The 21,596-nt window shown below is 33.1% G+C and carries 25 protein-coding genes; 10 read left to right on the forward strand and 15 right to left on the reverse strand.

Going from position 1 to position 21,596, the window contains the following annotated elements; all coding sequences use genetic code 11:
- Window positions 1–48: 48 nt before the first annotated feature.
- Window positions 49–654, forward strand: coding sequence for a cyclase family protein (locus MXE27_RS02710; RefSeq protein ID WP_248610866.1), 606 nt, complete (start codon window positions 49–51; stop codon window positions 652–654).
- A gap of 8 nt (window positions 655–662) precedes the next feature.
- Here MXE27_RS02710 and MXE27_RS02715 read toward each other — a convergent pair whose 3' ends face one another.
- From MXE27_RS02715 to MXE27_RS02755, 9 genes are all read right to left on the reverse strand, one after another.
- On the reverse strand, window positions 663–1,187 hold the full coding sequence (locus MXE27_RS02715; RefSeq protein ID WP_248610867.1) for a hypothetical protein: 525 nt from the start codon (window positions 1,185–1,187) through the stop codon (window positions 663–665).
- Between the two features lie 16 nt (window positions 1,188–1,203).
- A complete protein-coding gene (locus MXE27_RS02720; protein ID WP_248610868.1) occupies window positions 1,204–1,773 on the reverse strand; it encodes a phosphatase PAP2 family protein in 570 nt (189 codons plus the stop codon).
- Window positions 1,774–1,861: 88 nt separating this feature from the next.
- On the reverse strand, window positions 1,862–2,905 hold the full coding sequence (asd, locus tag MXE27_RS02725) for an aspartate-semialdehyde dehydrogenase (protein ID WP_248610869.1): 1,044 nt from the start codon (window positions 2,903–2,905) through the stop codon (window positions 1,862–1,864).
- A 109-nt stretch (window positions 2,906–3,014) separates the two neighbouring features.
- Window positions 3,015–3,833, reverse strand: a complete 819-nt coding sequence (gene dapB, locus MXE27_RS02730) for a 4-hydroxy-tetrahydrodipicolinate reductase (protein ID WP_248610870.1) — start codon at window positions 3,831–3,833, stop codon at window positions 3,015–3,017.
- A 115-nt stretch (window positions 3,834–3,948) separates the two neighbouring features.
- Window positions 3,949–4,842, reverse strand: a complete 894-nt coding sequence (gene dapA / locus MXE27_RS02735) for a 4-hydroxy-tetrahydrodipicolinate synthase (RefSeq protein ID WP_248610871.1) — start codon at window positions 4,840–4,842, stop codon at window positions 3,949–3,951.
- Complete coding sequence (locus MXE27_RS02740; protein WP_248610872.1) at window positions 4,839–6,059, reverse strand: aspartate kinase; 1,221 nt, start codon at window positions 6,057–6,059, stop codon at window positions 4,839–4,841. Before MXE27_RS02740 ends, dapA begins: the two co-directional genes overlap by 4 nt.
- Before the next feature lie 108 nt (window positions 6,060–6,167).
- Window positions 6,168–6,365 carry a 30S ribosomal protein S17e gene (locus MXE27_RS02745; protein ID WP_248610873.1) on the reverse strand — a complete coding sequence of 66 codons (198 nt, stop codon included), beginning with the start codon at window positions 6,363–6,365 and terminating at the stop codon, window positions 6,168–6,170.
- Window positions 6,365–6,664, reverse strand: a complete 300-nt coding sequence (locus MXE27_RS02750) for a chorismate mutase (RefSeq protein ID WP_248610874.1) — start codon at window positions 6,662–6,664, stop codon at window positions 6,365–6,367. Before MXE27_RS02750 ends, MXE27_RS02745 begins: the two co-directional genes overlap by 1 nt.
- A complete protein-coding gene (locus MXE27_RS02755; RefSeq protein WP_248610875.1) occupies window positions 6,665–7,522 on the reverse strand; it encodes a shikimate kinase in 858 nt (285 codons plus the stop codon).
- 234 nt (window positions 7,523–7,756) lie between these two features.
- Between MXE27_RS02755 and sppA the strand changes: the two genes are divergently transcribed.
- The 8 genes from sppA (at window position 7,757) to MXE27_RS02795 (ending at window position 15,381) form a co-directional block, all read left to right on the forward strand.
- Entirely contained in the window at window positions 7,757–8,650 is an 894-nt protein-coding gene (gene sppA, locus MXE27_RS02760; RefSeq protein WP_248610876.1) for a signal peptide peptidase SppA, read from the forward strand.
- Between the two features lie 297 nt (window positions 8,651–8,947).
- Entirely contained in the window at window positions 8,948–9,208 is a 261-nt protein-coding gene (locus MXE27_RS02765; protein ID WP_248610877.1) for an MJ0307 family thioredoxin, read from the forward strand.
- Window positions 9,209–9,246: 38 nt separating this feature from the next.
- Complete coding sequence (gene cbiD / locus MXE27_RS02770) at window positions 9,247–10,329, forward strand: cobalt-precorrin-5B (C(1))-methyltransferase CbiD (protein ID WP_248610878.1); 1,083 nt, start codon at window positions 9,247–9,249, stop codon at window positions 10,327–10,329.
- An 86-nt stretch (window positions 10,330–10,415) separates the two neighbouring features.
- Window positions 10,416–11,486 (forward strand): glycosyltransferase family 4 protein, encoded by a 1,071-nt coding sequence (locus MXE27_RS02775; RefSeq protein WP_248610879.1) that lies wholly within the window; start codon window positions 10,416–10,418, stop codon window positions 11,484–11,486.
- 159 nt (window positions 11,487–11,645) lie between these two features.
- A complete protein-coding gene (gene moaC / locus MXE27_RS02780; protein WP_248610880.1) occupies window positions 11,646–12,119 on the forward strand; it encodes a cyclic pyranopterin monophosphate synthase MoaC in 474 nt (157 codons plus the stop codon).
- Window positions 12,120–12,169: 50 nt separating this feature from the next.
- A complete protein-coding gene (locus tag MXE27_RS02785) occupies window positions 12,170–14,242 on the forward strand; it encodes a DEAD/DEAH box helicase (protein WP_248610881.1) in 2,073 nt (690 codons plus the stop codon).
- A gap of 18 nt (window positions 14,243–14,260) precedes the next feature.
- On the forward strand, window positions 14,261–14,785 hold the full coding sequence (locus MXE27_RS02790; protein ID WP_248610882.1) for a DUF2115 family protein: 525 nt from the start codon (window positions 14,261–14,263) through the stop codon (window positions 14,783–14,785).
- Window positions 14,786–14,850: 65 nt separating this feature from the next.
- A complete protein-coding gene (locus MXE27_RS02795; protein WP_248610883.1) occupies window positions 14,851–15,381 on the forward strand; it encodes a DUF2115 domain-containing protein in 531 nt (176 codons plus the stop codon).
- On the opposite strand, the gene MXE27_RS02800 is transcribed toward MXE27_RS02795, so the two are convergent.
- Together MXE27_RS02800 and MXE27_RS02805 are read right to left on the reverse strand one after the other, a co-directional pair.
- A complete protein-coding gene (locus MXE27_RS02800) occupies window positions 15,378–16,184 on the reverse strand; it encodes a hypothetical protein (RefSeq protein ID WP_248610884.1) in 807 nt (268 codons plus the stop codon). The two genes, MXE27_RS02795 and MXE27_RS02800, sit on opposite strands and share 4 nt — an antisense overlap.
- Window positions 16,185–16,237: 53 nt before the next feature.
- On the reverse strand, window positions 16,238–17,095 hold the full coding sequence (locus tag MXE27_RS02805; RefSeq protein WP_248610885.1) for a UbiA family prenyltransferase: 858 nt from the start codon (window positions 17,093–17,095) through the stop codon (window positions 16,238–16,240).
- Window positions 17,096–17,634: 539 nt separating this feature from the next.
- On the opposite strand from MXE27_RS02805, the gene MXE27_RS02810 reads away from it, so the two are divergent.
- Window positions 17,635–18,024 carry a nuclear transport factor 2 family protein gene (locus MXE27_RS02810; RefSeq protein ID WP_248610886.1) on the forward strand — a complete coding sequence of 130 codons (390 nt, stop codon included), beginning with the start codon at window positions 17,635–17,637 and terminating at the stop codon, window positions 18,022–18,024.
- Window positions 18,025–18,159: 135 nt separating this feature from the next.
- On the opposite strand, the gene MXE27_RS02815 is transcribed toward MXE27_RS02810, so the two are convergent.
- From MXE27_RS02815 to MXE27_RS02830, 4 genes are all read right to left on the reverse strand, one after another.
- Window positions 18,160–18,984 (reverse strand): carbon-nitrogen hydrolase family protein, encoded by an 825-nt coding sequence (locus MXE27_RS02815; RefSeq protein ID WP_248610887.1) that lies wholly within the window; start codon window positions 18,982–18,984, stop codon window positions 18,160–18,162.
- 71 nt (window positions 18,985–19,055) lie between these two features.
- Window positions 19,056–19,565 carry a DUF308 domain-containing protein gene (locus MXE27_RS02820; RefSeq protein WP_248610888.1) on the reverse strand — a complete coding sequence of 170 codons (510 nt, stop codon included), beginning with the start codon at window positions 19,563–19,565 and terminating at the stop codon, window positions 19,056–19,058.
- A 184-nt stretch (window positions 19,566–19,749) separates the two neighbouring features.
- Window positions 19,750–20,556, reverse strand: a complete 807-nt coding sequence (locus tag MXE27_RS02825; RefSeq protein ID WP_248610889.1) for an EFR1 family ferrodoxin — start codon at window positions 20,554–20,556, stop codon at window positions 19,750–19,752.
- Window positions 20,557–20,969: 413 nt separating this feature from the next.
- Window positions 20,970–21,563: a TetR/AcrR family transcriptional regulator gene (locus MXE27_RS02830; RefSeq protein WP_248610890.1), complete on the reverse strand. Its 594-nt coding sequence runs from the start codon at window positions 21,561–21,563 to the stop codon at window positions 20,970–20,972.
- Window positions 21,564–21,596 lie beyond the last annotated feature (33 nt).

A 21,596-nucleotide genomic window follows, 5' to 3' on the forward strand; every position in this document is an offset into this window, starting at 1 on the left:
AGTTTCAGATAATTTATTTTTTTATTTAAGGCTCATGGAGAAGTTTTATTGAAAATTATTGATTTAAGTCAACCATTATCCAATAATATGACCGTATTCCCAAATGATCCGGCTTTTTATCAAGAAGAAATAATGAATCATGAAACAGATGATTTCTCACTATCTCTTATAAAAACAGGCCTGCATGCTGGAACTCACATCGATGCTCCTTATCATTTCCACCGTGATGGTAAAAAAGTTGATGAAATAGCACTTAAAGAATTAATAGGCCCCAGCCAAATAGTCGATATAAATGAACAGGAAATTAACATGGAGCAGTTATCTGCTATTAAATCCTTTGGAGTGGTTTTACTTAGAACAGGTTGGGATAAAAAATGGGGCTTTCCCGAATATTTTCAAAACAATCCATATTTAACACACGAAGCATCGGAATTTTTAGTCGAAAAAAAGATTAAAGGATTGGGAATTGATGGTCCCAGTGTAGATATGATGGGGAAAACTCTAGTGCATAAAAAACTGCTTTCAAATAACATATGGATTGTGGAAAATCTGGCAAACTTGGGAAAAATCAATACAACGCCATTTGAAATAAATTTCATCCCCCTTTCTATTAAAGCAGAAGCATCACCCATCAGAGCTTTTGCAAGATTATAAAAAGAGTTTTAAGATTTTTCAATTTTCTCCCAGATTATATCACTGCCACTTTTATACGACTTAAAATATCCCTTTCTTTCAAGATTTTTTAAAATATGGAACATGTTATCATAGGATAATTCATTAAAAGCAATGGCTTTTATTAAACCATGCATTTTTTTAGTATTTCCTTTTTCACTGGGAAGTAATTGATAAACCTGAAACTGGAATGAAGTTAAATCTCTTTTTGGTTTAGCAGTTACTGCTTGGAAATAAGTTTTAACTTCCTCAAGCTCACATATGTAATTTTCTTTCTCATTTATAATATTTTCAAGTTTATTTATAGATTCGTTTTTAGTTTTCAAGGCATTTTCTAATTCCTGAATCTTTAAATCTCTAGATTTAAGATCATGTTCTAAATTTTGAGAGTTTTCAGTATCTTTATTCATTTCTCGAGATTTTTTTAAGTCCATTTTTAACTTGCTAATCTCTAACATGCACGCCTTAACTAAACTCTTTAATTGATCCTTTTCTGTGTCTTTCATGAACCGCATGCTATCACTTGAAATTTTAATGAGTAAATTTATTTAATATTTTATTTTTAGTGTTTAAAAAGTTTTCTTCATACTTTAAAACTACAAGAGTACATATTATTCCTAAAATAGCACCAACCAATACATCAGAAGGATAATGAACTCCCATGTATATACGGGAAATAGACACCAAACAAGCCAGAGCCAAACCAAGAATAACCTGCCCATATTTGATTCCGATCATAGAAAACCCAATGAAAGAAGCCGTAGCATGGCCAGAGGGAAATGCGAAACTATCAATATCCATTAAAGGCAACGCTTCAGTTAACATCACATATGGCCTTGGGCGGGCAATTAAATCCTTTAATAATTCACTGGCAAAGAAACCAATTATTAATGCCATTAAACATAAAAAAGCAGCATTTTTTCCTTTTTCTCCACCAAAAACATAAAAACAGATACAAACTATTAACCAGAAATATTGTGATCCTGCATAAGTAATTAATGGCATAATTATATCAAAAACTGGGTTTTGGAGATATAAGTTAAAGAAATAATATATGCTTATATCTACATTCGAAAATACAGGAATCAAATTTTCAAACATATAATTCTCCCGATTTATTGATATCTAAAAAACTCATAAATATAATTTAAAACCAAAAAAGAGATGAAATTATAAGATTTAAAAAATCTTACATTATTTCATTTATTAATTCTGCATTCAATATAGAAGCTCCAGCAGCGCCACGAATAGTATTATGGCCAACCAAGACGTATCTAAAACTATTTTCAAAAGCAACGTCTTTTCTTAATCTTCCAACAGTTACTCCCATCCCACCATCAGCATTACGATCCATACGTGGTTGAGGCCTATTATCCTCAGATCGGATAATGATTGGTTTTTCAGGAGCAGAATTGAGATTTAATTTTTGAGGAAGACCTCTAAAATCAGCCATGGCCTTATGAATATCATCAAGGTCGCATTGATCTTCCATTTCAATGAAAACCGCTTCTGTGTGACCATCAACAACAGATACTCTGTGACAGGAGGCACTAACCCCAAATGATGCAGGGGTTACATTACCCTCTTCTAATTCTCCTAAAAGGTGAAGAGTTTCAGTTTCCATTTTCTCTTCTTCTCCACCAATAAAAGGCACCAGATTATCAACTATGGCCATTGAAGGAACACCATTATATCCCGCACCAGAAACGGCCTGCATAGTTGATACATAAACTCTTTTAATATCAAACTGATCGTAGATTGGTTTTAAAGTAATAGTAAGCGCAATAGTGGAACAATTAGGATTTGTTACAATGAATCCATCCCATCCCCTATTTTTTTTCTGGATATCAACTAAATCCAAATATTCCGGGTTAACTTCAGGTATTACCAGAGGCACATCATCCTCCATTCTCATAGCGCTTGCATTTGATGCTACAATATATTTTTTTGCGAATTTTGGTTCGACGATTGCTGCAGTTTCTGTAGGGAGTGCCGAAAACACGATGTCCACATCACCTACTTGAGAAGGATCCGTATCCACTACTTCTATATCTTTCACAGAATCTGGCATTCCACTATCCAAGTACCAAGTAGCGGCATCTTCATATTTTTTTCCAGCAGAACGTTGCGATGCAGTCAATGATGTAATTTCAAAATCCGGATGATCAGTCAATAGTTCTATAAATCTTTGACCAACCATTCCAGTTGCGCCGAGAATACCTACATTCACCATAATATCACCTCATACCCCTTAAATAATACATTATTATATTTTCATTAGCTATTTTATTATAGATTATACCTAATATTTTTTATTTATAGGCTCTTAAAAACCGTGCCATCTAAATTCCTAATACATCAGTCATATCACAAATTTTACCCTTATCTGCTGAAGGAATAAATCTTAAGGCTTTAATAACACCGCTAACAAAAGCCTGACGACTGTGTGCCCTATGAACAATTTCTAATCGTTCTCCATCCCCCGCAAAAAGCACTAGGTGGTCACCTACAATATCTCCACCCCTAACTGCGTGGACCCCTATTTCATTTTTAGTGCGTTCTCCAACGAGGCCGTTTCTACCGTAAACTCCTGCTTCTTGAGGATTCCGCTCAGTTTCTTGTGCAATTATTTCAAACGCTCTAACCGCTGTTCCAGACGGGGCGTCCTTTTTGTGTTTGTGATGGGCTTCAATGATTTCCACATCATAGTCTGCCAATACTGGTGCTAAATCTTTTAAAATCTTAAAAAAAACATTAACACCAACAGCCATGTTAGGAGAAATAACCGCTTTAACATTATTTTTGGAAATAGAATCTTTGATTTCCATCATCTGTTCATCAGATAAGCCAGTTGTTCCCACTACAAGATTAACTCCACATTTTGCAGTAGTTTTTATAGTTTCAACTGCAGCATTAGCAATAGTAAAATCTACTAATACATCAGCTTTACTCTTTTCTAATGCCTCTACCAAATTTTCAGCTCCAAATATCTCCACACCAATAGGACCTAAGCCTATTACCTCACCCACATCTTTTCCTGCTAATGGTGAATTAGGAGCTTCAATAGCGGTTACAACTTCCATATCTTCTTGTTGGAGAACTGTCTTTATTATTCCTGACCCCATTCTTCCACATGCACCAGTTACTGCCACTTTTATCATTTTATCAAACTCCATAGATTGAAAAATAAATAGGAAATAAATAAATCAACTTGTTCTACAGTTAATCTAAGAAAAAAATTGTTTAGTCCTTATTTAATTAACCTGCTAAACTGAGTTAGATTAAGGAAAGATCTTCCAAAACTATTTTTAACTTAGCTTTACTCTCTTCTTTTAAAGGAGCAAGAGGCATTCTAACATGACCTGAAGGCCTGCCAATCATATTTAATGCTTCTTTGGTAGGAACTGGGTTACTTTCAACAAATAAAACTTTCATAAGATCATATAGTTCATAATGAGTTTCAAATGCCCCTCCAAAATCACCAGAAAGTGCTTCATTTACCATTCGACTCATTCTGGCAGGATCAACATTTCCAACTACTGAAATTACTCCTTTTGCCCCTAAAGATATCATAGGGAGAGTTAGATTGTCATTTCCAGAGATTATGGTGAATTTATCATCTAAACCAAATTCTATTAGTTTACTCATGCACATGGAAACTTTATCCATATCCGGGTTGGCTTCTTTAATTCCCACTATATTATCCATTTCCGCCACTCGAACAATTGTTTCCACATCAATATCTGTTCCAGTTCTGGAAGGTACATTATAAACAATAATAGGAATATCAGATGAATCATTCATCATCCGGTAATGTTCCAAAAGACCATGTGATTGTGGTTTGTTATAATAAGGAGTTATGACCAGTGCTGCATCAGCTCCAACGCTTTCAGCATATTGAACTAAACTTAAAGCTTCCTTAGAAGAATTGCTACCTGCACCTGCAATGGTGTTAATCCGGCCATTGACTTCGTCAATCAAAATGTCAATCATCTTTCTTTGTTCTTCATGAGTAATTGTGGCTGATTCTCCAGTAGTTCCAGCTGCAAGAATCCCATCTACACCGTTTTCTATCAGATAGTTTATGTTTTCCCGCATGCCTGGTTCATCTACCTCATCATCAGAGGTAAATGGAGTTATCATAGCTACGGTAGTACCTTCAAATTTCATTCTAAGACACTCCTTACAAGTTCATAAGCTTTTTTTCCATCCTTACACTCTACAAAAATCACAACTGAAGTCTGTGAAGATGATATTTCAACAATATTTAAATTGTTCTCTCTTAAAGGTTCAGTTATATCAGATATAATCCCCGGCGTATCTATAAAATCGGGACTAGCAATACTAATCATAGCAATTTCAGTTCCTAATGAAAGAGAGCTTAAATTATCATTTTTTACAACAACATCATGCAGTATTCGATGCGCCTCATCAGCATCTTTTTTGTTAATGAACAGCGTTACCGAATTTTGACCCGTAGAAATACCAAAGATATTAATCTTATTTTCTGCCAGTATATCTGTTAATTCTGCTAAAATACCTGACTTGTTTAATATTTCCTCTCCTACAACAGCCAGTACAGAGATATGTTCTCCAATTAATGATGTGGTTTTGAGCATTTCATCTTTTGAAGGACCTATTATCTCAGTTCCAGGAGAAGAAAGGTCTCCATTTTCAAATCCGATGATTTTAGCATTGATTTTAGGATCTTTATATTTGAGAGCATGAGGGTGTAATACTTGAGCACCATGAGTGGCCAGATCTCTCATTTCTTCTACTGAAATTTTATCCAGTTTTTGAGCATCCTGTAATTTATTAGGATCCGTGGACATTACCCCGCTAACATCAGTTACTATAATCACATTATCTGCATTTAAACAGTGCCCTAATAAGAAAGCAGTTATATCACTCCCACCTCGTCCAAGAGTGGTAATATAACCTTGATTATCCCGACCTAAAAATCCACAGACCACTGGAATTATTCCTTGATCCAGCATTTTTATGAGTTCTTGAGATTTTTCTTCAGTATCTTTGAAATCAACTTTAGCATTTAATAGGTTGCTGTCGGTTACTATTGGCCAATTATCCATAAAAGGATCAACATATTCAGATTTAACACCCAGAGCTTCAATAGCTGAAGAGAATATTCTAACACTGGTCATTTCTCCCATAGAAACAATTTCTGCCAGTTGTTTTTCTGTTACTGCTTCTTCCATAGCATCATCAACAATGTGAAGAAGTTCATCAGTAGTCTTGTTTATGGCTGAAACCACAACAACAACTTTATTGCCCTTCATATATTCATCAACAACTGATTGAGCAGCTTTTTTTATCCTATTCCCATTTCCTATCGAAGTTCCTCCAAATTTGGCCACAATTAATTCCATTAACCTTCACAACCTTTAATGAATAAAATTATAATAAATATGATTTATTAATATTGTAATTTTAATATTGCAATTAAAAAAATTTAAAGAGTGAATCATAACAAGCATTTAAGCTTGAGATGATTGTTGTCTCACTAACCGGGTAACGTATCCGGCAATTTTGTTTCGTAAGTGTTTAGTGCTTACAGTTGAAAATTCTTCCACTAATTTTTTGTTTTCATCAAAGTCAGTAGTGAATTTTCCTTGGTGAGTTTCTATTAATTCTTTAGACATTCTTTTAACAAATGAAGTTCTAATATTACCCATTATTTTTCCTCCTTTAATATTTGTTCTTGTTCTTTTTTATTTATATCTGTCAATATTCTCATTATCTGAGAGAGTTTTTCTTCATCAATCTTATTCTCTCTGGCAATCCTTCGGGTTTTTTCATGGATATGTGCTTCCCTTTCTTTATCCTGGATTTCCATACCTAATATTATTTTCGATTTAATAATCTCCCGAGCCAGAGAGGTTCTTTTACTGATTAGATTAAGTATCTCCTCATCTATGATATCTATTTGTTCTCTGGATTCATGAAGAAGTTTCAGTGCATGGGATTTATCCATTTAAACCACCATAGTGCCCTTATTATCAACTTCTGTTGAGATAACTTTTCCAGAATATGCATTCCAGGCTTCCTGGACTTTATCCTGACTTTTATCATCAACAACCGCTACAAAAGACGGACCTGTTCCAGACAATCCAGATGCAATTGCACCAGAATCTAATGCATCTAATGCAATTTGGGAATTAAATCCTAATGCAGCACAATACAAAATACCATTTAAAGTAAGAGCTTTGTATATATCCCCATGAAGAGCCTCCTGAAAGGCCATATTTACCCATGGTGATAAAAGCTTCATTCTATTAACATCTGATTGTGCGGTCAGTGATTTTCTGTCAGGCATATATATTAATATGTTTTGTTTTTCCATCTTATCTTTTTTGAGAATTTCTCGCTGCAAATTATTGGTTACTGTAAGTCCGCCAAAATATGATGCACTTGCATCATCAAAAGCACCCGTTATTGTCACACCCGCATCCAATGATGCATCTATAGCCATGTTCAAAATTTCAGCATCATTCATAGGCTCTAAATGAAATTCATCTGATATTAACTTTGATACAGCCATTACTACGGCATTAGATGTAGCACTACTACTTGAAAGCCCAGACGCAACTGGAAGAGTTGATGACGTTTTAATACGAATACCTATATCTAAATCAAAGTGATTTAAAACTTTTTCAACACACAGATTCATTAATTTTGGATTTACTCTTCTATCTGATGTACATTTGATATCACTAGACTTTAATTTAGCTTCAGCCGTAACATAAAGCTGAATTCCAAATGCTGACCCACTACCTGTAGATATAGCATTTATTACTGTCGCTGATCCAGGTGCTCGTACTGTTTTTTTCAATTTACCACCAAAATGTATCTAAACTTTTGAAAGACAAGTTATGGAATTATTATATCAGAACATTATACTTTATATAATATTATCACTATATCAATTCATCCAATATTAAAAATTGAATATTAAATATTAAAAATATTTGATGTGTGAAAAAACATCATGTATTCTTAATTTTAATTAACAAAAAAAATTAGGAAAAAAATCATTTTAAAGAAATCATATAGATTATGTGATAAAATGGACAAAAATGTCAAAATCCTTTTTGGAGTATTAGGAGGCCTTTTATTTATTTTTATTTGTTTAGTGGCCTTTTTTGGATTAACGTCTACCAGCACTATATTAGGAGGTACCGTAGCGGTTATTCCTATTTATGGTGAAATTGGATATGGTTCTACATCAGAATACGTCAATCCAGATCAAGTTAAAGAATTAATAAGGGAAGCTAATGATGATTCATCAATCAGTGCTATTGTTCTAGATATTAACAGCCCTGGTGGTACACCAGTGGCTAGTGAAGAAATAATGGAGTCTATCCAAAATTCAAAAAAACCAGTGGTTAGCTGGATTAGTGATACTGGAACGTCCGGTGCCTATTTAGTAGCTTCAGCCTCTGATAAAATCGTCGCCAGCCCCTCGTCATGGGTAGGAAGTATAGGAGTTATCCTCGACCTTACAGACCTTTCTGAAATGTACCGCCAAATGGGTGTTAATAAATATGCTATTAAAGCAGGTAAGTACAAGGACATGGGTGCCGATTACAGAAATTTAACTACTGAAGAGAGAAAAATGCTGCAAACCATGATTAATGAAGAATATGAAAATTTTATCAATATTACAGCTAAAAATAGAAATCTGAGTACTGCTTATGTGAAAACTATTGCTGAAGGAAAAATATACACTGGAAGACAAGCCAAAAACATCAAATTAGTCGATTATTTGGGTAGTAAAGACAATGCAATTGAAACCGCAGCCAAACTTGCGGGAATAGGTGATTCCTACAGCATAATAAGTATGAGACCTTCCAGTACTTTAGATCAAATATTGAGTAGTTTATCTTCTAAAATTGGTTATGCCATAGGAAGTGGGATTGGAGAAAATTCAGGAAATAGTTCCATAAAGAGCAGTTATTAATAAACACACTCTTTAGCACTTTTTTCCTGTTTAAATTTTTTTACAAGTTATTTTTTTAAAATAAGAAAGTAGCCAAGAATTTTCAATACCCAAAAAAAAAATCGTTTAGTTTCAACTTTAACTCAAATAAAAAAATAAACAAATATTGGAATATCAAAAACAGCCAAAACCTATTATCCAATATGAACAAATAACTATTTATTAAAAAACATTAGATAAAAACTGTTATAAATATAGTTCATATTATAATATAAATGTAAAATTTAGATAAGTGTAATGCTCATCGGAGGTTAAAACATGGTTGTAAAAATAGAAGTATTTACATCCCCTACATGCCCATACTGTCCTATGGCCATTGAAGTGGTTGAAGAGGCTAAAAAAGATTTAGGAGATATCCTTGAGATAGAAAAAGTGGACATCATGGAAGATAGAGAAAGAGCTGTGAATTATGGACTTATGGCCGTTCCAGCGATTGCCATGAATGGAGTAGTTAAATTTGTAGGTGCTCCTGGTAAAGAAGAGTTAATGCAGGCCATAAAAGAACTTTTAGATGAATAACAACTTATTTTTTTTATAACTAACTAAGGATTTTTTTAATGAGCCTCAAAGACAAAGGGGAATCATTTGGAATAACTACAGGTAGTGCAGCTACTGCCGCTGCCCTAGCTTCTCTTTTTTGTATCAAAAATAATGATCCGAATATTTCTATTGTAGAAATAAAAACTCCTTTTGACAAACTTAAAATAGAAATTGAAGAACTAAAAAAATTATCCTCCTCTAAAGCTCAAGCAATAGTTGTTAAAAAACCTTATTCCGATCCTGATGTTACTATTAACCAGGGAATTGGTGCAAAAGTGGAGTTGTTTAAGGGAAATGGAATAATAATTGAAGGTGGAGATGGTGTGGGCATCATCACTAAACCCGGATTGCAGATTGGAGTGGGAAAAGCAGCAATAAATCCAGTCCCTCGCCAAATGATCAAAGAAAACCTGGGGAATTATTTAAACGAAAACGAAGGCGCTTTAGTGACCATATTTGTGCCCCAAGGTAAAAAAATTGCTTCCAGGACAATGAACCCCCGTCTTGGAATTGAAAATGGAATTTCTATTCTGGGAACCACGGGGATTGCAAGATCCATGTCCATGGCCTCATATAAAAAAGCACTCACCTGTCAAATCGATGTTGCTCAAGGATTGGGATATGAAAAACTGATTTTTGTTCCAGGAAATATTGGTGAAAAGCTGGCTTTAAAATTATTAAAAGCAGAAAAAGATCAAATTATACAGATGAGTAACTGTGTAGGTCATATGTTAAAAACTGCGGTTGATAGGAATGTGAAAAAGATAATTTTGTTTGGCCATGCTGGGAAACTTGTTAAAATTGCTGGAGGAATATTTAATACAAAACATTCTGTAGCGGATGGTCGAAAAGAAATAATTGCGGCCCATACGGCCCTTTCAGGTGGTTCAAAAGATTTAATAAAAAGAATTTTTGATTCTAAAACTACAGAAGACATGATTGACATTTTAAGTGAATACGGGCTCCAAGATAAAGTATTTAAAAGTATTGCCCACAGCATAAAAGAACAATGCCAGGTTAAATATCCGCTGGACATTGATGTGATTATAGTGCGTATGGATGGAACTGTGCTTGCTGAATTACTACAGAAATTTAAATAAGCCTAAATTTAAAATAAATAATCTTATCCTAATACATTAATTAATTATATTTTAATCAATTATTCATTCATTTTAAAGGTGATTTAATGAAAGTATGTATGATAGGGCATTTTCCTCCTCATTTAGGCGGTATTGCATCTTATGTTTATTTACTATCCAAATCTCTGCAGGAAAATGGAGATAAAGTATACGTAGTTACTTATCCCCATGAAAATATCCAAGATCTTGAAAACATAAGGGTAGAATCAGCACCTGCCCCCAATATTAAAGGACTTAGAGGGCTATTTTTTGCTATCAATGGAGCTAGAAAAGTAATTCAACTTGTTAAAGAAGAAGACATAGACATAATACATGCACATTATCTTTTCCCTCCGGGTCTTGCAGGGTTGATGGCATCCATGTTCACTGGGCGGAAATTTTACGTTACATTGCACGGGTCAGATGTATTTTTACTATCTTCAAATAAATTTCTGAAACCTATTTTAAAATTGATTCTCCAGGATGCAACAGGTGTTTTTGCTGTAAGTGAATCTGTAAAAAAAGAAGTTCTTAAATTAGGAATACCGGGATTAGAAGATAAACTCAAAGTCACGTGGAATGGAATTGACACAGAAAAATTTCATCCCAAAAAAACAAGCACGCTTAGAGAAGAATTAAATATTGCTAGTGATGAATCCATGATATTATTTGTGGGCAATCTTGTTAAGCAAAAAGGATTGAAATATCTCTTAAGGGCTAAAAAAATAATGAAAGAAGACTCCAAACTAGTTATAGTTGGTGGTGGGCCTCTTTTAAATGATTTAAAAGGCATGGTGGAATATGAAAAGATTGAAAATGTGATCTTTACAGGCCCTCGATATGACGTAGATGAAATTTTACCCGCCGCAGATATTGTAACTTTACCTTCAATCTCTGAAAGTTTTGGTATTGCTCTTTTGGAAGCTATGGCTTCAGGTAAACCAGTGGTAGGTACTAAAGTAGGAGGGATACCAGAATTGATAAATAATGATGCGGGGATACTTGTAGAAGCTGGAGATTCAATTGGTCTATCAGAGGCACTTGATAAATTACTAGCTAATGCAGATTTAAGAGAAAAAATGGGAGAAGAAGGTAGAAAAATCGCTTTAAAATTTGCTAAAATGGAAATACCTTACTAAATCTCTAAAAAATATCATCTTTTATTTTTAACCAGTTTTAATATAATTAAAATGCATTTAAGATTTAGTCTAATATTTGCACTAAATTAAATAATTCATTTTACAAATAGAATTTAAAAGCATTTACTGCTATATATGATTATAAAAAGAAGGGATTCTATGAGTGGAAACGACTTTACACACTTAACTAAAGAAGGGGTACACATGGTAGAAGTTGGAAATAAGCCAACTATCAAAAGACGCGCCATAGCCTCTGGAAAGATCAACTTAAAAAATGAAACCATTGCTCTCATTCAAAGCCAAAAAATAAAAAAAGGCAATGTATTAACAACTGCCCAAATTGCCGCAATAAATGCAGTAAAAAATACATCAAATTTAATACCATTATGCCATCCATTACCAGTTACAGGTATAGAAGTTGATTTTTTAGTGGAAAAAACCAGCATAGTGGTCACAGTTAGTGTAAATTGTGTCAGTAAGACCGGTGTTGAGATGGAAGCAATTACGGGTGTTAGTGTAGCTCTTTTGACCATATGGGATATGACAAAAAGCGTAGAAAAAGATGACCATGGTCAGTACCCCCAAACAAAGATTTCAGATATCGTGGTTTTAAAGAAAGAGAAAAAAGTTTAAATGTCCCATAACTTTTAAAATTAAATATTCTAAAAAGACCAGGTTAAATTATGAATGATATAGATCCTGCTATTCGCCAGATTATAAATGAGTGTTACCCATTTGTAGAAGAATTAAATCCCGCCCAAAGAGCCGTTGTAGATTCGGGATATCTTGATGATGATCATAATTACATAATAGCTATTCCTACAGCAAGCGGAAAAACTTTATTAGGAGTACTAGCTGCATTAAAAACGTTACTAAATGGGGGAAAAGTAGTATATGCCGTCCCATTATTATCTATTCAAAATGAAAAGTTAAATGAATTTAAATTATTTGAAGAATACGGAATAAAAGTAGGCAGAAATCCACGTTCATCAGATCTTGCAGTGATGGTTTTTGAATCATTTGACGCCATAACCCGATTTTCATGGAATACATTGCGTGAAGTGGATTTACTGATTGTAGATGAATTCCACATGATTGGAGAATACAGCAGAGGACCTACAATTGAATGCGCTATAACTCGCTCTAAAATAATTAATCCAGGTATGCGTACCATTGCTCTTTCTGCAACTTTGCAAAATATGGGGGAAATTTCTGGCTGGTTAGAAGCTACAGTAGTAGAACACGACTATCGCCCAGTACCATTACATAAGGAAGTTCTGAATACAGAGATGTTCAATACCAAAAACAAAAATGACGTTATTGTGAAGATTTTGGAAAAATCATTAGAAGATGATGCTCAAGCCCTAGCTTTTGTATCCACCCGAAGATTTACTGAATCCCTGGCTAATTATGTAGCCAATAAAATAAAAAGAAAAATTCCTAGAAATAAAAATAAAGAATTTAAAAAGGTGGCAGAGAGTATTCTAGATGTTCCAAACCGTAAAGGTTCAAGACCCACCACAACCTGCCTTAAATTAGCAGAATGTGTCGATAACGGCGTTGCTTTCCACCATGCGGGGCTTTTCAATGAACAAAAAGAAATTATTGAAAATGAATTCAAAAAAGGGAACTTATTAATGATTACTGCAACCCCCAGTTTAATGTATGGGGTTAATTTACCATCAAGAAGTGTTGTAATTCGAGATTATACCCGTTGGACATCACAAGGACCCCAAAATATTCCAGTTTTTGATTATGAACAAATGTCCGGGCGTGCAGGTAGACCACAATACGATGATGTAGGATACTCTTACCTTGTAGCCAAAACATTAGATGAAGCTTTTAATCTGCAAGAACGTTATGTAAATGGAGATGTTGAGCCCACCAATTCCAAGTTAATTGAAAATAAAGACGCAGTTTATAAACAGATTATTGCACAGGTAGCATCAACTCTGGCTAAAAACCCTGTTGAAATACAGGAATTTTTCACCAAAACATTTTACGGATATCAAATGGAAAACAGCCCATATATGAGTGCATTTGCCTCAGAGAGTATGGAATATGAAATAAACACCGCTATAAATTTCTTAATGCAAAATGGGATACTCCAAGCTACTCCTGAAGGACTTAAAGCAACTGCTCTTGGTTTGATTATTGCTAAATCTAATTACACTGTAGAAACCTCCGTTAAGCTCAAGGAATATGCTTCCCAATTAGAAAATCTGGACGAATATCAACTACTTTATCAACTATGTAGAACACCAGACATGCCCCTTATATCATTTAAAGGACGTAAAAGTAAGGATCCCGTGCGAGAGAAACTTTCCAGTAAAGGAATTTTTGCAGTGGATATGGGTCCTGCTGAAGCCACAACAGCATCACTTATTGAGTGGATTGAAGAACGCAACGAATATGAAATTGAAAATGCATTCCACGTATATGCGGCAAGCACTCGAAGAGCTGCTTATGAAGCTTCACTCCTTGTGAGATTCTTTAAAGATATTTCAGAAGTTTTAGGCATCTATGGACCATCACAGGAGCTGGAAAAACTGTCGGCTAGGCTTTACTATGGTGTGGGTGAAGATTTAATTCCACTGGTATTGGGAGTTAAAAGATTAGGAAGAAAAAGAGCCCGTGCACTGGTTAAAGCATTTGGTGAAGATTTAAGACCCGTGAGTGAAAGAGAATTGCAAAAAGTGGAGGGTATCGGGCCTAAACTTGCAGCAGCCATACGTAGATTTAGTGATGGGTCTTAAATATGATTTGTGATGATGATGTTTGAGAATATTGATTTCAGTAAGTTAACTAAAATTTCGATTTTAGAAACATTGAAATTGAAAGCAAAAGAGGTTAATTTAGAAGAAATTATTTCAGCCAGTTTATTCATTATTGAAGATGCTAAATATGTACAAAGAGAATATCGCGAAAAATTCATTGAATCTTATACACATGCATTTATTACTCGCATTACTATCCTTAAAAATGATAGAGTAAAATATATTGGCGAAATTAATAGTGAAAAATTTAAAGAAGCTATCCTCTTACTAAATAAACAAAAAAGAGAGAATGATATGAATAAAAATTTCAATCAATCTTTTTTTAAAATTTACATGATTATATCTATTTACACTACATTTGTACTGGATGAACCCATTCATCCTATTGGAACCCCATTTCCAGGTGGTTTTGAAGTGATCCATGACGGTGAAAATTATTTATGTCCCGTTAAAGAAAGTCAGAAAGATAATCCCGGCGCTGTGTGTGGTTTTTGCATTGCTGAACAAGACCCCAGTATATAGTTCCATATGAACCTCATTAAATCATTGAAAATAATTTCTTATTAATATTTCTTAAGGGAGGATATATGATCAGTTATCTTGATAAAATTGATTTTTCGCATGAAATTTCTAAAAATAATCTTCTAAAGATTCTAAAAAAAGAAGCATCAAATATCCATATTAAAGAAATAATGGATGCCAGTATTTACCTTAAAGAAGATGCCAAATTTATGCCATCTAAAGAAAGAGATGAATTCATTGAAAGGTTTACCCGTGCATTTTTCATCAGAATAAAAGATCTTAAAGAAGACAAAGAAACTTACCATGGTCAGGTCAATCTAGTAAAGCTAAAAGAATTTTTCAAGATTCTTGATAAACAAAGGAAAAATTCGAAGTGTCATGAAGAACTATGTTTTCAAAAAATTGCTAAAATAGTGGCCACTTATACTGCTTTCGTCAAAAAAGAATCAATACACCCTGTAGGAACTAAATTTCCAGGGGGATTTATTTTAAGGTATGAAAACGGAGTTTATTACTGCCCAGTTAAAGAAAAGCAGTTGAATACTCCAGGAGCACTCTGCAGGTTCTGTGTAAGTGTCCAAGATGAAATGATTTAATTTAATATACTTTTTTGATTCACTTTCAAACTTTTTAGTATAATATTGAAATCTTTTTTAGCATCATCAATATCCGGACTCATGGCCGAGCACATAATAACATAGCAATTTACTTGGCTTCCGTTCTTAATTTCAAATGATATAACCTTACAATATTCGCCATGTTTAGTATATGTGTTCACTGCACCCATAGTAAATTTTGTGGAATTTATTTTATTTGTTGAAGAATCTTGGGCAGAATAGTCCATTTGATGATAACCAGTATAATTGTTAAAAAATTGTCCTAAAAAAGCATCAGTGACACGAGAAGGGTCTAAAAGTTCACTGAAATCGTCTGATAATGGGACTATTAGTTTTGTTGCATCAAAATTCAATGGTTTTAGATTTATAATTAATTCTTTGAGAGAATCCAGATAATTATCATATGGTGTAGTTGCATAGGATTCCAGTGATTGCATAGTATCTACATCTTCATTGATTATTCTCTGAGAATAATAGTTCTCAGAATAAGAATTATTGACATCAGCAGACATTACATTCTTATTAATTACCACCATAGTAGTAGGAAGATTCATATCCTCATATCCTTCAGTTTTAGGGTTTCCAACTACGGCGAATGATTCTGGTTCCATTTTAGATGTATAAATCTTCCAGTTGCTAGGATATTTAAAAGAAACTGACTCCTTTTGAAAGGTTTTATATTCATCAGGCTGTGATCCATAAATTTCGTGACCAGAAAATAAAGAAACGCATACAAAAATCAAAACCAATACAAAAATTAAAAGTAATTTATAAATATTCATAATAAAATAATCACTTAAATTATAATTAAATGTTATTATTTGAATTTGTCATATTAAACAAATATCTGACCCAAAATAAATCCAATTAACCCTAATGTGGCTCCTAAATATATTATACGTAAAAATTTCCTTTTTTCATCTGAATTGCTGGTTTTTAGAAATTTTACTGTGGAAATTATAATTATAACATCCATTATACTAATCATTAACAAATAAGAAAATCCTAACCATCCTCCAATGAGTGGAATCAAACTTATAACAACTACCATAGCAAATAAAATTGCTGAAAATTTTAGTGCATTGTCGCGGCCTGTTTTAATGGCAATTGATTGAGAATTTATCAATTTATCTCCTTCCATGTCCATAGCATCTGCTGCAATCTCCTCACCCAGATCAATTAAAAATGCTATGGCGCTGAAAATCCATACAGCAATATTCCATGGATTTCCAATAACAAGTCCGCCAAAAATAAAGGTCATTGCAACTGACGAACTTACCAACAAATTACCCAGAAACCCAGTTCTTTTTAGTTTCCAGTTATATGAAAAGCCAATAATCCATAATATCATGGCGACTGAAAAAGCAATGCCACTAATCAATCCAGCGAAAATTAGACCAATTATAACGGTAACAGTAGATAATAAAATAACTGTATGTGTTTGAATCAAACCAGATGGTAGTGGTCTATTTGGCGCATTTATTTTATCAGTTTCCAGATCAAAATAGTCATTTAAAATTAGAACAGATGTTGAAATAAAAAATCCAACTCCAAAGCCCAGTATTGCTTCATAAACTTGAGGTATGTGACCAAGAGCAACTATTTCCCCTACAATAACACATATTCCTGCAGCTAAAGATAAATCTAATCGAAAAAGTTGAATAATTGCCTTTAATTGATCGAATGAAGCCATACTATCTCGTTTAGAATTTTTAAAGAAATAATTATAATTATTCAGTACCTGGAAGCCATAGGAACGTGAGCGTGTGCAGCTAAATAGGGCACAGGCCCCCAGGATTTACCTGAGATAGATGATTGTTTTTTAAATTATAAATAGTTAATTCATTTATTGAAAAGAAATTATTGAAATTGGAATTTAATTCTATAATTTGAAAGTATTTATTTCTTCAAGGAGTATTTCATTGATAACTCCTCAAAAATAGTGAATTGTTAAAATTTGGCATGAAGATTTTTTATTATTGATATTCTTCTTCAATTAAATTTATCTCTAACTAAGAATAGATATTAATAAAGAAACATTAAAACTTAATTATTATACATTTACAATGATAATAAAATTATATCATACTTATGTTTTATATAGGATGATTTATCAAAATAAGTATTCTATATTGAAAAGAGATGGATTAACCCGATGTTATTATTTCTGCATTTAGCAGATTGGGAAGGGAGGCCCACGGATGGTTATGCAAATTTTGGAAGGTGAAAATAATGACTAACAATCTGAAGACTGCCCTTATTCGATTAGAAGATAGAAGAAGAGATGCTTGGTTCGATAAAAATAGGGAAAAATTATTGGACTTACTGGCAGATGACTTTCATGAAATTAATTACTTTGGGAGACTAAATAGAGATTATATCATCAATAAACTTTTTGAAGAGTTAGATCTGCTTGAATTTGATATGTCTGAATTTGAAGTAATTACCTCCTCAGATAATACGGCTATATTAACTTATTACTGTGATGAGAAAATAAAATTCAGGGGAGATGAAATTTCCGGTAAATACCACGTTTCCGCAGTTTACACTAAAGAAGGAATTTATTGGAAACTACTTTTATGGCAAATAACCCCTTTTGAAGATGATGAACAAATACAATAATATTAAGACAGACAAACTAGCAGAATTTTAATAAATTATTTCCATTTAAAATCTAATTTATCTCCAAAAGCACTTAAAACTTATAAAAAAGATTTAGGCTACTTTTTTGTGAAAAAGCTATTTTATTATAATTACTCATTTTATTATTTTATGATAGAAATCAACTCTTCTATCTGCCATAAAATCAACATATTCATTTTCACGCACCATTATTTTCTTTTCATCTGCTAAATCAAGATCGAGACTTGCAAATATTATCTCTTCCTGGAATTCCCCTGCTTGAGCTACCAAAGTCCCATATTGATTAGTTATGTGGCTTAAACCAATGAAACGATTTCCTCTTTCCATCCCAATTCTATCAGCGCACGCTATGAAAACATTATTTTCAAAAGCTCTCACCTTGCTTAGAGCCAGAGCAATGTGTTTTGCCTGTTCATTCCAGTTAGTAGAAATACATATTAATTGAACGCCATCTAGTGCTAGTGATCTGGCGGTTTCTGGGAAATTATGATCATAACAAATATAAAATCCTATTTTACCAAAAGGAAGTTCGTATACTTTTAATGGAATGTTTCCCTCATCAACAAACCTATCAATACCTACAAATGATGTGTGAATTTTACGATGAATTGCTTGAAAATTATTTGGACCTAACATCACAACAGAATTATATAATTTAGCCCCATCACGTTCTATAAACCCTATAACTGCATATATCTGGAATTCATGACAAATTTTCGCAAAATTTTTGATATGATCACTATCAACGGTTATTGAGAGGAGTTCTGCTTCTTCACGAGACCGGACAGAGTAACCAGTTAAGGCACATTCTGGGAAAACGACTATATCTGCACCTTTTTTTGCTGCAATCTTTAAAAATCGTTCTACTTCGTGGATGTTTTCTTCCAGATCCCCCATTAAGATTTCCATCTGGCAAGCAGCCACCATACATTTTCCCATATTAATCACCTTCTGATTAAATTTAGAATTTATAAAAACCTGGGAAAATAAAGAGGGACTATACTTTAAAATTATTCCACAGGTTCTGCTATTTCAATAGGATTTACAAATAATAAAGCAATTCCATCTATTACTAAGCTTATTCCAATAATTATAGCTAGATAAAGTGGGTTTAATGCGTAAGTTCCTAGAATTATGTACAAAATCCCCATTATGACTAGTAAGGCATTGGATCCCTTGTGTATTGTAGCGTCTCTTGCAATGAATCCCATGATTCCCCCTATAATCAAGAAGAATCCTCCGAAGTATAACCACAGGCTGGCTAAGAAACTTAATGCCAATACATTTCCAAATAGACCTAAACCAATAATTATAGCAATGATACCTAAAATTAAATAAGCTACCCCTAAACCCTTGTTTTGAGCCCAAGCCCCAAATCCAAGAGAAAGTAACCATATACCTAAAAATAGCACTCCTAATCCAGCTAAAACACTGACTGTGAATACTGAAAACAAAGGAAATACCATCACTAAAATACCTAAAATAATGGTTAAAACACCTAGAAGCGTATGATTGCTCATTATATTTCACCTCCAAAAATGCCCCTCTTTATTATATTATTTATTAATTGAAGAATTATTTATAATATTTCCTTGCTATGCTAATTATAATTAGAAATCCTGAAAAAAATAAGGAGTATTAAAACTTAAAATTCAAAAATAAAGAATATATAATAGTTTAAATTTATAATGGAACATCATGTATTTAAATAATTTTTTGATTGAACTTTAAAAATTCTTCCGTCTTAACGGCACGATAAGTTTTCCCCTTAAAATTAAATGGGGCGGAAATAGCTTTTTTTGGGCAAAAAGAAGTGCATCTTAAGCAATAACAACAATTTCTCAAATTAACAGGAAACCTATCTTTTCCTATTTGAATATTTTTTATAGGGCATAGCTCCACACACCAGCCACATTTATTACATTTCTCTTTATCTACATCCAAGCAGAAGTATTTCTGACTTAAATTTGAATGAGTTAACTTTAAAGCAGTTCTAGATATATAATAAACCCCGTCAGACAATAAAGGCACTCTGCCCCAATTAGATTCGCCTTTAATTATAGAATTAGCATATCTTTCAGCTTCTATAAGTCCTTTTGCGATTTTCTTTTTTGTAGTGGATTTATCAGGGATATAAAATATGTTAGATGGCATAATTATTTCTTTTGCGCCAATAGGATGGTAACCTTTCTTTTTAACAATTTCCCTTACTGGTCCAACAATGCCACCAGAAAATCCCCCCAAAGTATCCACCATAAATATATCAGTATTATCAGTTTGAGGGAGATCCTTAATAAAATTCCAGACAAAATCATAGGTAGATAATTCTGCTATAGGAAATCCTAAACCAATTGTGTGGTTTAAGTTAATTTCATTGGAATTGGAATCTTCTATTTTAAATAAATTTACTTTGATCCCATATTTTTCAAAAATTTCAACCATCTTTTTAACTATCAATAATGTATTCCCTGTTCCTGAAAAGTAGTAAAAGTCCAAATTTTCAATTTTCATCTTTTAACACCTTTTTTGGGAATGCCAAATTAATTTTTATTGCTCCTTTAGAACACAATGCAGCGCATTCCCCGCATAAAATACACTCTACATCAACCATATCCCCATTCAATACATTTTTCTGACATCAATTCATATTAGGGCTTTCTTGGCAGATATAATATTCAATGCATAAATCATTATCTGATTCAATATTGAGAGATGGAAACCCTAAAAAATTCTTTATTTTAGTTCCAATAATCATAAAAGGCACTATAAAGCATAAATAATGGCAATTAGCTCTTTTTCCATCCAAAATAGCAATTAATATAGTAAATAATATACATTAATGGTTCTGAAATAGAAACTCCACATTTAGTCATAAAAATGGATCAAATCTAAAGTATTTTAATGAATTATTGCTGCCTTTTTAACTAATTAACAATTTCAATAGGTTTAATAAATTTTTCTTCAAAGTGTGCTAGAACATCTTCCAGTTGTAGGCTCTCATCAAGAATCAGAAAACTTAAAACTCCATCCATGGCCGCTGCAAGGGTTACTGCACTTGTTTTAGTATTATGCGAGATGAATTCCCCATTTTGAATTCCTAAATTGAAGACTTTCTCAAAGTAATTAATGTAGTCAGTCATGAATTCTTTATAAAATTTTAAAAGTTCTTTATTGTCCATGATTTTAGCTATTGAAAGAAAAAGGAAACTTGTCTCTTTAGGGTGTTGTATCCAGTAACTGATATACTGTTCCACATAATTCAAAATCCCCTCTTTGATAGTAGAACATTCACCCGCATCCATCATCATTTTTTCAATGTTTTCGCTGATTTTTCGATTAACCATCATCAAAATCATGTCTTTGCTTTGGAAATAATGATACAGTCCGCCTTTGCTGACTCCTGCTTTTTGAGCGATTGTCTCCATAGTAGTGTTTTCATAGCCTTTTTCTAAAAAAACATCTATTGCCGCATTAATGATTTCATTGATACGTTTTTCTTTTGATTTTCTTTTAACCATAAACATCCCTACAAACCGACCGTCGGTATGTAG

It is taken from the genome of Methanobacterium alcaliphilum, from assembly GCF_023227715.1.
Classification (GTDB): domain Archaea; phylum Methanobacteriota; class Methanobacteria; order Methanobacteriales; family Methanobacteriaceae; genus Methanobacterium_E; species Methanobacterium_E alcaliphilum.